Below are 12,832 nucleotides of genomic sequence, written 5' to 3'. Positions count from 1 at the left end.
GGCACTCGGCACCCGGCCCCGGCCCCGTAGGCCAAAACGCGAACGGGCCCCCGACCGGAGTCGGGGGCCCGTGTGCCCGTCTGGTCCTGCGCGCGTGCCCGGGAGGCCGCGCCCGCGTGACCGCGGGGTCAGCCCTTGACGCAGACCACCTGCTTCAGGTGCGCCACGACCTCGACCAGGTCCCGCTGCTGCTCGATCACCTTCTCGATCGACTTGTACGCGCCCGGGATCTCGTCCACCACGCCGGAGTCCTTGCGGCACTCCACGCCCTCGGTCTGCTCGGCCAGGTCCTGCGTGGTGAACCGCTTCTTCGCGGCGTTCCGGCTCATCTTCCGGCCGGCCCCGTGCGAGGCCGAGTTGAACGCCGCCTCGTTGCCCAGCCCGCGGACGATGTACGAGCCGGTGCCCATCGAGCCCGGGATGATGCCGTAGTCGCCGGACCCCGCCCTGATCGCGCCCTTCCGGGTCACCAGCAGGTCGACGCCGTCGTAGCGCTCCTCCGACACGTAGTTGTGGTGGCAGCTGATCACCTCGTCGTAGGTGACCCGGGCCTTCGCGAACTCGCGCCGGACCACGTCCTGGAACAGGGCCATCATCAGCGCCCGGTTGCGCTTGGCGTAGTCCTGCGCCCAGAAGAGGTCCTGCCGGTAGGCCGCCATCTGCGGGGTGTCCGCGATGAAGACCGCGAGGTCACGGTCGATCAGCCCCTGGTTGTGCGGCAGGGACTGCGCGACGCCCATGTGGTGCTCCGCCAGCTCCTTGCCGATGTTGCGCGAACCGGAGTGCAGCATCAGCCAGACCGCGCCGGTGTCGTCGACGCAGACCTCGATGAAGTGGTTTCCCCCGCCGAGCGTCGCCAGTTGCTGGGCGGCCCGGTCGCGACGCCACTTCACCTCCGGCGCCACCGCCTCGAACCGCTGCCAGAAGTCGTCCCAGCCGGCGGTCGGGACGCCGTGCAGCCGGCCCGGGTCGACCGGGTCGGTGTGCAGACCGCGGCCGACCGGGATGGCCTGCTCGATCCGCGAACGCAGCCGGGACAGGTCGTCCGGCAGGTCCGCCGCGGTGAGCGAGGTCTTCACCGCGCTCATCCCGCAGCCGATGTCCACGCCGACCGCCGCCGGGCAGACGGCGCCGCGCATCGCGATCACCGAACCGACCGTCGCGCCCTTGCCCAGGTGCACGTCGGGCATCACGGCGAGCCCGTGCAGCCACGGCAGCGAGCTGATGTTGCGCAGCTGCTGCATCGCCTGGCCCTCGACGGTGGCCGGGTCGGTCCACATCCGGATCGGGACCCGGACGCCGGGTACTTCGGTGTACGACATGGTTCGACGACCTCCTGAGGTCGGTTGGTTCAAGCCTAGGGGGGGTTGCCGCGCGAAGAGTCCCGGTGCGGCCCGGGGATGTCGGGAGCGACCGCGCTCAGGCGGCCGAGGGGCATCGGGAGGACAGTCTCGGGGAGCGCCGACCGGTGTGCTCGACCCGCATGGTGACCGCCTCCTCTCCGTGTGTGTACCGGGTGCCGGGAGCCATCTACCCACGCACCGCACGGCGTCCGCAAGGGAATAACGCGAAGGGCCCGGTGGAGCGCACGTGCGCTCCACCGGGCCCCGGCCCGCGGTCCCGCTCAGGCGGTGACGACGGTGACCTCGCCGATGCCGAGCTCCCGCACCTGGTCCGCGAACGCGGCGGCGTCCCCGACCAGGACGGTCACCAGCCGGTCCGGCGGGAAGGCCTCGACCACGGCCGCGGTGGCCTCGGCCGTCGACAGCTCGGCCAGCTGCCGGTAGACCTCGGCCTGGAAGTCGTCCGCCAGGTGCTGCTCCACCTGGTCGGCCAGGGTGCCGGCCACCGAACCCGCCGTCTCGTACTTCAGCGGGGCCACGCCGACCAGGAACTGCACCGCCTCCTCGCGCTCCGCGTCGGTGAGCCCCTCGGCGGCCAGCGTGCGCAGGATGGTCCAGGTGTCGGCGAGCGCCGGGGCGGTGGAGGCGGTGTCCACCGAGCCGCTGATCGCCAGCATCGCGCGGCCGGTGCCGTCGGCCGCCGAACGCAGCGGCTGGGCGAACGCCCGGACGCCGTAGGTGTAGCCCTTCTCCTCGCGCAGCACCCGGTCCAGGCGGGAGGTGAGGGTGCCGCCCAGGCAGTAGGTGCCGAGGATCTGGGCGGCCCAGCGCGGGTCGTGCCGGTCCGGTCCGATCCGGCCGATCAGCAGCTGGGTCTGGACCGAGCCGGGACGGTCCACGATGATCACCCGGCCGGTGTCGTCGGCGGTCACCGGCGCGTGCGGGGCGGACTCGGCCGGGGTGCCCTTCCAGCCGCCCAGGGTGGACTCCAGCAGCGCCGGCAGGTCGGTGCCGGTGAGGTCGCCGACCACGACGACCGTCGTGGTGGCCGGGCGGACGTGCGCCTCGTAGAACGCCCGGACGGCGGCCCGGTCGATCGGCTTGACCGTCTCCGCGGTGCCGCTGCGCGGCCGGGAGAGCCGGTCCGCCGCGTCGAACAGCTCGGCGTAGAGCGCCTTCGCGGCCCGGCGGGCCGGGTTGGCCTGCTCGTGGACGATCTCGTCCAGCCGGTTGGCGACCAGCCGCTCGATCTCGCCCTCCGGCAGCGCCGGGCTGCCCAGGGCGGCGGCCAGCAGGTCCAGGCCGCGGGCCAGCCGGGAGGCCGGGACCTCCAGCGAGACCCGGATGCACGGGTGGTCGGCGTGCGCGTCCAGGGTGGCGCCGGCCCGCTCCAGCTCGGCGGCGAACTCCTCGGCGGTGAGCGTGTCGGTGCCCTCGCTCAGCGCGCGGGCCAGGATCGCCGAGACGCCGTCCAGCCCGTCCGGCTCGGCCGCGAGCGGCGCGTCGAGCAGCACGTCGACGGCGACCAGCTGCTGGCCGGGGCGGTGGCAGTGCAGCACGGTGATGCCGTTGCCGAGCGCCGCGCGCTCGGGCGCGGGGAACGCCCACGGGCTCGGCGTACCGGGCTCGGGCTGGGGGTGGAAGGTCATGGCGGGGACGTAGTCGGTGCTCATACGGCGGCACCCTCCTCGTCGGTCTCGGCGGTGGCGGCGGTCTGGTCGGCGGCGACGGCGTCCTCGGTGTCCGCCCCGGCGGCGGCCCCGGTGTCGTCGGCGGTGGTCGGCTCGTACACCAGGACCGCCCGGTTCTGCGGGTGCAGCCGCGCCTGCGCGACCGCCCGCACCTCCTCGGCGGTGACGTCGAGGACCTTCGGCAGGGCGTCGTTCAGCAGCTTCGGGTCGCCGAACAGCACGGCGAAGCGGCAGAGTTCGTCGGCCCGGCCGGCGACCGTGGTGAGCCGGTCCAGCCACTCGCGCTCGATCTGCGCCTGGGCCCGCTCCAGCTCCGCCGGGGTCGGCCCCTCGGCGGCGAACCGGGCGAGCTCCTCGTCGACGGCCGCGTCGATCTGCTCGACGGTCGCGTCACCCGAGGTCTTGACGTCCAGCCAGCCCAGGCTGGGCGCGCCGGCCAGCCGGAGCAGGCCGAACCCGGCCGCGACGGCGGTGCGGTCCCGCCGGACCAGCCGGTTGTACAGCCGGCTGGACTCGCCGCTGCCGAGGACGGTCAGCGCCAGGTCGGCGGCGTCCGCCTCGCGGGTGCCGTCGTGCGGCAGCCGGTAGGCGGCCATCAGCGCGCGGGACGGCACGTCCTCGCGGATCAGCTCGCGCACCTCCCGGCCGACGGTGTCCGGCAGGGAGCCGTCGCGCGGCGGCTGCTTGCCGTCGTGCGCGGGGATCGACCCGAAGTACTTCTCGACCCAGGCGATCGCCTGCTCCGGGTCGATGTCGCCGACCACCGACAGCACCGCGTTGTTCGGCGCGTAGTACGTGCGGAAGAACGTCCGGGCGTCCTCCAGGGTGGCCGCGTCGAGGTCCGCCATCGACCCGATCGGGGTGTGGTGGTACGGGTGGCCGTCCGGGAAGGAGAGCGCGGTGAGCTTCTCGAAGGCGGTGCCGTAGGGCACGTTGTCGTAGCGCTGGCGGCGCTCGTTCTTCACCACGTCGCGCTGGTTCTCCATCGACGTCTCGTCGAGGGCGGCGAGCAGCGAGCCCATCCGGTCCGCCTCCAGCCAGAGCGCGAGCTCCAGCTGGTGGGCCGGCATGGTCTCGAAGTAGTTGGTGCGCTCGAAGCTGGTGGTGCCGTTCAGCGAGCCGCCCGCGCCCTGGACCAGTTCGAAGTGGCCGTTGTTGGAGACGTTGGCGGACCCCTGGAACATCAGGTGCTCGAACAGGTGGGCCAGTCCGGTGCGGCCCTTCACCTCGTGCCGGGAGCCGACGTCGTACCAGAGGCAGACCGCGGCCACCGGGGTCAGGTGGTCCTCGGAGAGGACGACGCGCAGGCCGTTGGCCAGGCGGTGCTCGGTGATGGCGATGCCTCGCTGGGAGGCGGGGGCCGGGTTGGCCATGCGCTCGGGTCCTTCCCGTCGTCGATGTCGGGGTTCGTGTGGCGTCCCCCATTGTGGTGCAACGCGCGAATGACGTGGATGTGTCCGCGCGGAAGGGGCGTTCGCCAGGGGCGGAAGAGGGGCGCTGGCCGGGACTGTCCGCCCGAGGGTCCACAATGGGGGCGCTGCGCCCTGTTGACACCCCCCGACGACAGCCGGCGACACCACAGCGCAGACGAGACGCAAGCGAGACGTAAGGGAGCCCCGCCGCGATGGCCCGCCGCAGTTCGCAGACCCCGCCGCCCGGAGACTTCGAGGAGCGCATCCTCGATGTCGACGTCGTGGACGAGATGCAGGGCTCGTTCCTTGAGTACGCCTACTCGGTGATCTACTCGCGAGCACTCCCGGACGCCCGGGACGGCCTCAAGCCGGTGCACCGCCGAATCCTCTACCAGGCCAACGAGATGGGCCTCCGCCCGGAGCGCGGCCACGTCAAGTGCGCCCGCCTGGTGGGCGAGGTGATGGGCCGGCTGCACCCGCACGGTGACGCCTCCATCTACGACTCCGTCGTCCGCATGGCGCAGCCGTTCTCGATGCGGCTGCCGCTGATCGACGGCCACGGCAACTTCGGTTCGCTCGGCAACGACGACCCGCCGGCCGCCATGCGGTACACCGAGTCGCGGCTCACCGCCGCCTCCATGGCGATGGTCGAGTCGATCCACGAGGAGACCGTCGACTTCGGGCCCAACTACGACGGCAGCGAGCAGGAGCCGCTGGCCCTGCCGGCCGCCTTCCCCAACCTGCTGGTCAACGGCGCCACCGGGATCGCCGTCGGCATGGCCACCAACATGCCGCCGCACAACCTCTCCGAGGTGGTCGCCGCAGCCCGGCACCTGATCAAGCACCCCAGCGCCGACCTCGACACCCTGATGCGGTTCGTCCCCGGCCCGGACCTGCCCACCGGCGGCCGGATCGTCGGCCTCTCCGGCATCCGGGACGCCTACGAGTCCGGCCGCGGCACCTTCAAGATCCGCGCCACCAGCACGATCGAGGCCGTCACCGCCCGCCGCAAGGGCATCGTGGTCACCGAGCTGCCGTACAACGTCGGCCCGGAGAAGGTCATCTCGAAGATCAAGGACCTGGTCAACGCCAAGAAGCTGCAGGGCATCGCGGACGTCAAGGACCTCACCGACCGCGAGCACGGGCTCCGCCTCGTCATCGAGGTGAAGAACGGCTTCGTGCCCGAGGCCCTCCTGGAGCAGCTCTACAAGCTGACGCCGATGGAGGAGACCTTCGGCATCAACAACGTGGCGCTGGTGGACGGTCAGCCGCTCACCCTCGGCCTCAAGGAGCTGCTGGAGGTCTACGTCGACCACCGCTTCGAGGTGGTCCGCCGACGCAGCGACTTCCGCCGACGCAAGCGCCAGGAGCGGCTGCACCTGGTCGAGGGCCTGCTCGTCGCCCTGGTCGACATCGACGAGGTCATCGCCATCATCCGGTCCAGCGACAACGCCGCCCAGGCCAAGGACCGCCTGATCGAGCGCTTCTCGCTCTCCGAGACGCAGACCTCCTACATCCTCGACACGCCGCTGCGCCGGCTCACCCGCTTCGACCGGGTCGAGCTGGAGCAGGAGCAGGCCAAGCTCAACTCCGAGATCGCCGAGCTGACCGAGATCCTCGAGTCCGACAGCCGGCTGCGCAGCGTCGTCTCCAACGAACTCGGCGCCGTCGCCAAGCAGTTCGGCACCGAGCGGCGGACCGTCCTGCTGGAGGCCGGCGCCGCGCCGGCCGCCTCGCTGGCCGTGCCGCTGGAGGTCGCCGACGACCCGTGCCGGGTGCTGCTCTCCTCCACCGGCCTCCTCGCCCGCACCGCCGACGGAGAGCCCTTCGAACTCTCCGAGAAGCGCGCCAAGCACGACGTCATCGTCTCCGCGGTGCCCAGCACCGCGCGCGCCGACGTCGGCGTGGTCACCACGGCCGGCCGGGTCCTGCGCCTGCCGGTCATCGACCTGCCCGCGCTCCCGCCCACCCCCTCGCCCACCCTGGCGGGCGGCGCCGCCGTCACCGAGTTCCTCCGGCTGGAGACGGGCGAGCGCGCCATCGCCCTCACCACCCTGGACGAGTCCTCTCCCGGCCTGGCGCTCGGCACCGCGCAGGGCGTCGTCAAGCGGGTCGTCCCCGAATGGCCCGCCAACAAGGACGAGTTCGAGGTGATCGCGCTCAAGGACGGCGACGAGGTGGTCGGCGCGGTCGAACTGCGCACCGGCGAGGAGGACCTGGTCTTCGTCGCCTCCGACGCCCAGCTGCTCCGCTACCCCGCCGGACAGGTCCGCCCGCAGGGCCGCCCGGCCGGCGGCATGGCCGGCATCAAGCTCTCCGACGGCGCCCGGGTGCTCTCCTTCACCGCCGTCGACCCGGCCGTCGACGCGGTGGTGGTCTCGGTGGCCGGCGCCTCCGGCACCCTCACCGGCGAGGCCCAGTCCAGCTGGAAGGTCACCCCCTTCGAGCAGTACCCGCGCAAGGGCCGGGCCACCGGCGGCGTCCGCTGCCAGCGCTTCCTGCGCGGCGAGGACGCCCTCGCCTTCGCCTGGGTCGGGCCCGCCCCCGCCCGCGCCGCCACCGCCAAGGGCGCCCCGGTCGACCTGCCCGAGCGCGACCCGCGGCGCGACGGCTCCGGCACCCCCGTCACGACCCCGATCGACACGGTCGCCGGCCCCGCCTGACGCGCCCCGTTCCACCCCGCGGAGGGGCGTCGGACCTCGGTCCGGCGCCCCTCCGCGCTTCCCGGTCCGCCTCCGCACGGCCGCCGTGCCCACCGGGCCCGCCCCGCTCGCGCCCCCTCACCCGCCCTGCCCCGACACCCGGCGCCGGAACGGGGATCCGAGCCGCCCCGGGAGGGAGGCGAGGGTAGCCTTACCGGAGTGAGCACCTGTGCGACCGTGTCGCGTGAACTGTCGGAGCCGTTGGCCGCCACGGCGGCGACCGCCACCACCTGGCTGCTGGTGGAGCAGACCGGCCCGTGGGGCGCGAAGGCACTCGCGGAGAGCCATCTGGACGCGGCGGTGGGGCGGGCCCTGGAGGCGGCGACCGACGGGACCGGCGTACGGGTGGCCCTGATCCGGCGGCCGGGGCGGCACGCCGACTGCCTGCCGACGGCGCGGCACGAGGTGCTGGTCGCGCACACCGTGCCGGGTCGCGGGTGGGTGCGCCGTTCGGCCGTGACCGATCCCGCGGAGCTGCTGGCCCTGGACTTCGCCGCGCTGGGCGCGGGCGACCACGGCGGTTTCGGGGCTCCGCACATCGGCGGGCCGATCGCCCTGGTGTGCACCAACGGCCGCCGGGACCGCTGCTGCGCGCTGCTCGGCCGCCCGCTGGCGGCGGAGCTCGCGGTGGCGGGGCACAGCGAGGTGTGGGAGGTGACGCACCTCGGCGGGCACCGCTTCTCGCCGACCATGCTGGTGCTGCCCTACGGCTACGCCTACGGACGGCTGACCCCGGAGTCGGCCAAGGAGGTGCTGTCGGCGGCGGCCGTCGGCCACATGGTGCCGGAGTGGTCGCGCGGCTGCTCGGGCTGGGAGCGTCCGGGCCAGGCCGCCGACCACGCGGTGCGGGTGGCGACCGGTGAGACCCGGGTGGACGCGCTGACCGTGGCGCAGCGGCCGGACGGCCCGGGCCGCTGGCTGGTGGGGGTCCGGCACGAGGACGGCCGGTCCTGGGAGGTCGAGGTGGTCGAGGGCCTGAGCGAGCCGGCCCGGCCCGAGAGCTGCGGCAAGGCGGCGGGCACGCCGTCCCGGATGGACGTCGGCGCGGTCCGGCAGCGGTAGCGCGGCGGCCGCCCCGGCCCGGCACGCCCGTACCGGCGGCAGGAGCGCAGGACCCCGGCGGCCCGTCGGGGCCCACCGGGGTCCTGCGCTCCTGCCGTCGGAGCCGCCGCTACGCCGCCCCCGCACCGGTCAGCGACCGGACCTCCAGCTCCGCGTACCGGTCCGGGTCGGCCGGTTCCGGCGAGGTGAGGGTGCCGATCCACCCGGCCAGGAAGCCCAGCGGGATGGAGACGATGCCCGGGTTCTCCAGCGGGAACCAGTGGAAGTCGACCCCGGGGAAGAGGGCCACCTTGGTCCCCGAGACCACCGGCGAGAAGGCCACCAGCACCACCGCGGGGATCAGCCCGCCGTACACCGACCAGACCGCGCCACGGGCGGTGAACCGCCGCCAGAACAGGCTGTAGAGCAGCACCGGCAGGTTGGCCGAGGCCGCGACGGCGAAGGCCAGGCCGACCAGGAAGGCCACGTTCAGCTGCTGGGCGAAGAGGCTGAGCACGATCGCGACCGCACCGATCCCGACCGCGGCGACCCGGGCGACACCGACCTCCTTCCGCTCCGCGACCGCGCCGGCGGACTCCGCCTCGGACTCCGCGGCCCGGAGCCTGCCCGTCAGCGCGCCCCGGGCCCGCCGGGAGGCCGGCACGGCGGCCCGGCGGCCGCGGGGGCGGCGCGTGCGGCGCGGCCGCCCCCGCCAGGCGCCCGCCCAGATGTCGTGCGCGAACGCCGCCGAGGAGGCCAGGGTGAGCCCGGCGACCACGGCGAGGATGGTGGCGAAGGCGATCGCCGAGATCAGCGCGAACAGCAGCACCCCGCCGGTGGAGCCGTTGCCGCCGCCGAGCACCAGGGCCAGCAGCGGGACGGCCGTGTTGCCCGCCGAGTTGGCGTGCCGCACCTCGGCCGAGCCGATCAGCGCGGTGGCGCCCAGTCCGAGTGCGATGGCCATCAGGTAGAACCCGCCGACCAGCCCGATCGCCCACATCGTGGAGCGCCGGGCGGCCCGGGCCGTCGGCACGGTGTAGAAGCGGGACAGGATGTGCGGGAGGCCGGCGGTGCCCAGCACCAGGGCCAGGCCGAGGCTGAAGAAGTCCAGCCGGCTGGTGAAGCTGTGCCCGTACTTGAGCCCCGGTTCCAGGTACCGCTGCCCGGCGCCGCTGTGCTGGGCGGCCTGCCGCATCAGCTCGGCGACGTCGCCGTGGAACCGGACCATCAGCAGCACGGTCAGCAGCACCGACCCGGCGATCAGCAGGAACGCCTTGACGATCTGGATCCAGGTGGTGGCCCGCATCCCGCCCACCGTGACGTAGACGATCATCAGACCGCCGACCGCCACGATGGTCCAGGTCCGGGCCTGGGCGCTGTTCGTGCCCAGCAGCAGCGCGACCAGGCTGCCCGCGCCGACCATCTGGGCGACCAGGTAGAAGAGCGTGACGACCACGCTGGCGCCGCCGGCCGCCGCCCGGACCTTGCGCCGGCGCAGCCGCAGCGCCAGGACGTCGGCGAGGGTGTACCGCCCGGCGTTCCGGACCAGCTCGGCGACCAGCATCAGCACCACCAGCCAGGCGACCAGGAAGCCGATGCTGTAGAGCACGCCGTCGTACCCGTAGAGCGCGATCAGCCCCGCGACGCCGAGGAACGAGGCGGCGGAGAGGTAGTCCCCGGAGAGCGCGAAGCCGTTCTGCAGCGGCGTGAAGTCGCGCCCGCCGGCGTAGAAGTCCTCGGCGGCGCTGCCCCGGCGGCGGCCGGCCCAGACGGTGATCGCCAGGGTGACCAGGACGATGACGGCGAACAGCACGACGGCCAGGTCGTGGTGGTCGCCGGCGGGGGCGACGGGGGGCGGGGTCGCGGCCCTCATCGCAGCTGGTCCTGGGTGTCCCAGCGGAGCGACAGGGCGGCCCGGTCGCGCTTGGTGCGGGCGTTGCGGGCGTAGAGCCAGGTCAGCAGGAAGGTGGAGGCGAACTGCAGCAGCCCTAGCACCCAGGCGATGTTGACCGGGCCGGCGACCGGGGTGCGCATCAGACCGGGGGCGACCGCCTGGGCGGCCACGTACGTCAGGTACCAGGCGAGGAAGACGCCGCTGACCGGGAAGACGAAGGTGCGGTAGCTGCGGCGGATCTGCTGGAAGGCCTCGCTGTGCTGGACCGAGCGGTAGACCTCGGTGCTGCCGTCCGTCTCCGGAGCGTCGGCCTCCCGGCCGTCCGTCTCCACCCGGTCGGCCTCCGGTCTCCCGGCCGGCGGTCTCCCGGTCCGCGGTGCGCCGGTCCGCGGGGGCGGGGTCTGCGTCCGGACGGGCGCCGGGCCCGCGTCCGTCCGGCCGATCGCCTGCCGGTCCGCCACCTCCCCGGCCGCCGGCCGGTCCGGCTGTCCGGGGACCGCCGCGGGCTCGGCCCACCAGTCGAACCGCTGCCCCTGCTCGGATTGCCGTCCCCGCTCTGGACTGCTCGTCTGCTGTTGTGGCACCGCTGCTCCTGGACCCGGGGGGTTGTGTCCCGAACCATGATGGGGGCGCCCGAACCCGCCCAACCTCCAACGCAGATACGTTCACTCGATAAGGTGAGCGATCATCCGACAGACGCTCATCTGACTACTACGGCGACCCGGTGATTCCGTTCCGGAAGGCGTACGTGACCGCTTGCGCCCGGTCCCGCACGCCGGTCTTGGCGAACAGGTTGTTGATGTGCGTCTTCACGGTGGCCGGGCTGACGAACAGCCGCCGGGCGATCTCGGTGTTGGAGAGCCCCTCCGCGATCAGCGCCAACACCTCGGCCTCCCGCGCGGTCAGCCCGTCCGGCAGTCCCACCGCCCCCGCCGGGGACACCGGGGACGCCGGGTCGGCGGGAACCGACCGCACGGGGTGCGCCGGGCGCGCCGGGGATCCCCACGCCTCCGAACGCGCCGCCGCGCCCTCCCCCGCCAGCCGCTCCAGCAGCCGCAGCTGCACCTGCGGGGCGAGCCCGGCCGCACCCGACCGGACGTCCGCGATCGCCCGGGCGATCTCCTCCGCACCGGCGTCCTTGGTCAGGTAGCCGCGTGCCCCGGCCCTCAGCGCCGGGAACAGCGAGTCGTCGTCGGCGTAGGTGGTCAGCACCACCACCTCGGTCCCCGGGTGGGCGGACCGGATCCGCCGGGTCGCCTCGACCCCGTCGCAGCGCGGCATCCGCAGGTCCATCAGCACCACGTCCGGGTGGTGCAGCCCGACCATCGCGACGGCCTCCTCGCCGTCCGCCGCCGAGCCGACCACCTCGATGCCGGGCAGCAGTCCCAGCAGCATCACGATGCCCTCGCGCACCACCGTCTGGTCGTCCGCCACCAGCACCCGCGCCGGCGGCCCGGAACCCGGCCCCGTCTCCGCACCCGGCCGCTCGCCCCGCCCCGTACCCGCGGTCATGCCGGCACCCGCAGCAGCACGCGCCATCCTCCCTCGTGACGGCCCGCCAGCAGGGTGCCGCCGAGCAGTTCCGCGCGTTCGCGCATCCCGAGCAGACCGTACCCGCCCCCGCTGCCCGCCAGCTCCGCGGACGCCCCGGCACGCACCGGACGCCCGTTGCGCACCTCCAGTTCGACCTCGTCGGGCAGGTAGCGCAGTTCGACGGTGCAGTGTGCGCCGGGGGCGTGCTTGCGCACGTTGGTCAGCGTCTCCTGGGCCGTGCGCCGCACCGCGAGCCCCGCCTCGGCGGGCAGCGGACGCGGGGTCCCGGTGACGGTGAGCACGGCGCGCTCGCGCCCGGTCAGCTCCACCAGGAACTCGCCGACCGGGGGCAGCTCGCCGCGCAGCGCGGACAGCGCCTGCCGGGTCTCGGCCAAGCCGTCCTGCGCCATCCGCCGGGCGGCCACCACCCGTTCCCGGATCCGCTCCCGGTCGGTGCCGGAGTCCAGCATCAGCCGGGCCGCCTCCAGATGGACCAGCTGGGCGGAGAGGCTGTGGGCCAGCACGTCGTGGATCTCCCGGGCGATCCTGGCCCGTTCGGCGAGCGCCGTGCTCTCCGCCTCGGCGGCCCGCGCCGCGCGTTCCTGGGCGAGCAGCCGCCGCGCGGTGCCGCGCGCCTCCGCGTCCAGCCGCAGCAGGTAGCCGAGGACGCCGAGCCCGCCGACCGTGACGGTGATGCTCAGCCAGCTCTCCCAGCTCGCCGCCGTGTAGGAGGCCAGCGCGGTCGTCGCGACCACCGCCGCCGGAACGGCCGGCAGCCGGACCGCGGCGGTGACGGCGAGCCCGGCCCAGACGAAGTCGGCCATCAGGTACGCCTGGAGCCCGTCGGCCAGCCAGGCGGAGCCGATCAGTGCGGCGGCCAGGACGAGCGAACGCGTCAGCCGCTGTTCCCGGGCCGCCCGCAGGTAGGCCGCGCAGAGTCCGACGGCCGCGAGCAGCCCGGCCGCGGCCGCCACGACCTCCCAGCCGGTGTACACCCCGCGGGAGAAGGTGCCCCAGACCACGGTGACCAGCAGCACGGCCCGGCCGAGCGCCGTGAGGGTCCGCCGGGCCTGGCTCTCGGCCTCCCGCTCCAGCCCCTCCCGGGCCGGCCAGCGGCTCCAGCTCCACTCGGGCACGGTTCTCCTCCGGGAGGTCGACGGGGTCCTGATCGGACGGACGGGCGAGCGGAGTGACAGGTGAGCCGACCGCCGGACGG

General features: G+C 74.2%; 9 protein-coding genes. 2 read left to right on the top strand and 7 right to left on the bottom strand.

Annotated features, from left to right (window positions below; translation table 11 throughout):
- Positions 1 to 128: 128 nt before the first annotated feature.
- From OG550_RS25395 to OG550_RS25385, 3 genes are all read right to left on the bottom strand, one after another.
- The gene (locus tag OG550_RS25395) at positions 129 to 1,322 is read right to left on the bottom strand and encodes an RtcB family protein (protein WP_327681246.1); all 1,194 of its coding nucleotides are present in this window, start codon (positions 1,320 to 1,322) and stop codon (positions 129 to 131) included.
- Positions 1,323 to 1,624: 302 nt separating this feature from the next.
- Complete coding sequence (locus OG550_RS25390; protein ID WP_327684133.1) at positions 1,625 to 2,992, bottom strand: M16 family metallopeptidase; 1,368 nt, start codon at positions 2,990 to 2,992, stop codon at positions 1,625 to 1,627.
- A 20-nt stretch (positions 2,993 to 3,012) separates the two neighbouring features.
- Positions 3,013 to 4,407: a M16 family metallopeptidase gene (locus OG550_RS25385; protein ID WP_327681244.1), complete on the bottom strand. Its 1,395-nt coding sequence runs from the start codon at positions 4,405 to 4,407 to the stop codon at positions 3,013 to 3,015.
- A gap of 251 nt (positions 4,408 to 4,658) precedes the next feature.
- Here OG550_RS25385 and OG550_RS25380 point away from each other — a divergent pair, with 251 nt between their 5' ends.
- The gene (locus OG550_RS25380; protein WP_327681243.1) at positions 4,659 to 7,109 is read left to right on the top strand and encodes a DNA gyrase/topoisomerase IV subunit A; all 2,451 of its coding nucleotides are present in this window, start codon (positions 4,659 to 4,661) and stop codon (positions 7,107 to 7,109) included.
- A 198-nt stretch (positions 7,110 to 7,307) separates the two neighbouring features.
- A complete protein-coding gene (locus tag OG550_RS25375) occupies positions 7,308 to 8,210 on the top strand; it encodes a sucrase ferredoxin (RefSeq protein ID WP_327681241.1) in 903 nt (300 codons plus the stop codon).
- Between the two features lie 109 nt (positions 8,211 to 8,319).
- Here OG550_RS25375 and OG550_RS25370 read toward each other — a convergent pair whose 3' ends face one another.
- The 4 genes from OG550_RS25370 to OG550_RS25355 all read right to left on the bottom strand — a co-directional run bounded on the left by OG550_RS25370 (position 8,320) and on the right by OG550_RS25355 (position 12,752).
- Positions 8,320 to 10,062, bottom strand: a complete 1,743-nt coding sequence (locus tag OG550_RS25370; protein ID WP_327681239.1) for a solute symporter family protein — start codon at positions 10,060 to 10,062, stop codon at positions 8,320 to 8,322.
- Entirely contained in the window at positions 10,059 to 10,667 is a 609-nt protein-coding gene (locus OG550_RS25365) for a DUF485 domain-containing protein (protein ID WP_327681237.1), read from the bottom strand. The genes OG550_RS25370 and OG550_RS25365 overlap by 4 nt, the downstream gene beginning before the upstream one ends.
- 127 nt (positions 10,668 to 10,794) lie before the next feature.
- Positions 10,795 to 11,478, bottom strand: a complete 684-nt coding sequence (locus OG550_RS25360) for a response regulator (RefSeq protein WP_442906175.1) — start codon at positions 11,476 to 11,478, stop codon at positions 10,795 to 10,797.
- Between the two features lie 113 nt (positions 11,479 to 11,591).
- Positions 11,592 to 12,752, bottom strand: a complete 1,161-nt coding sequence (locus tag OG550_RS25355; RefSeq protein ID WP_327681233.1) for a sensor histidine kinase — start codon at positions 12,750 to 12,752, stop codon at positions 11,592 to 11,594.
- Positions 12,753 to 12,832 lie beyond the last annotated feature (80 nt).

This window comes from Kitasatospora sp. NBC_00458, from assembly GCF_036013975.1.
GTDB lineage: Bacteria > Actinomycetota > Actinomycetes > Streptomycetales > Streptomycetaceae > Kitasatospora.
This window is presented reverse-complemented; position numbering and strand designations above follow the sequence as displayed.

Coding starts and splice junctions, on each gene's coding strand:
- OG550_RS25395 (WP_327681246.1), bottom strand. CDS start 1,322: ATGTCGTACACCGAAGTACCCGGCGTCCGGGTCCCGATCCGGATGTGG.
- OG550_RS25390 (WP_327684133.1), bottom strand. CDS start 2,992: ATGACCTTCCACCCCCAGCCCGAGCCCGGTACGCCGAGCCCGTGGGCG.
- OG550_RS25385 (WP_327681244.1), bottom strand. CDS start 4,407: ATGGCCAACCCGGCCCCCGCCTCCCAGCGAGGCATCGCCATCACCGAG.
- OG550_RS25380 (WP_327681243.1), top strand. CDS start 4,659: ATGGCCCGCCGCAGTTCGCAGACCCCGCCGCCCGGAGACTTCGAGGAG.
- OG550_RS25370 (WP_327681239.1), bottom strand. CDS start 10,062: ATGAGGGCCGCGACCCCGCCCCCCGTCGCCCCCGCCGGCGACCACCAC.
- OG550_RS25360 (WP_442906175.1), bottom strand. CDS start 11,478: ATGCTGCTGGGACTGCTGCCCGGCATCGAGGTGGTCGGCTCGGCGGCG.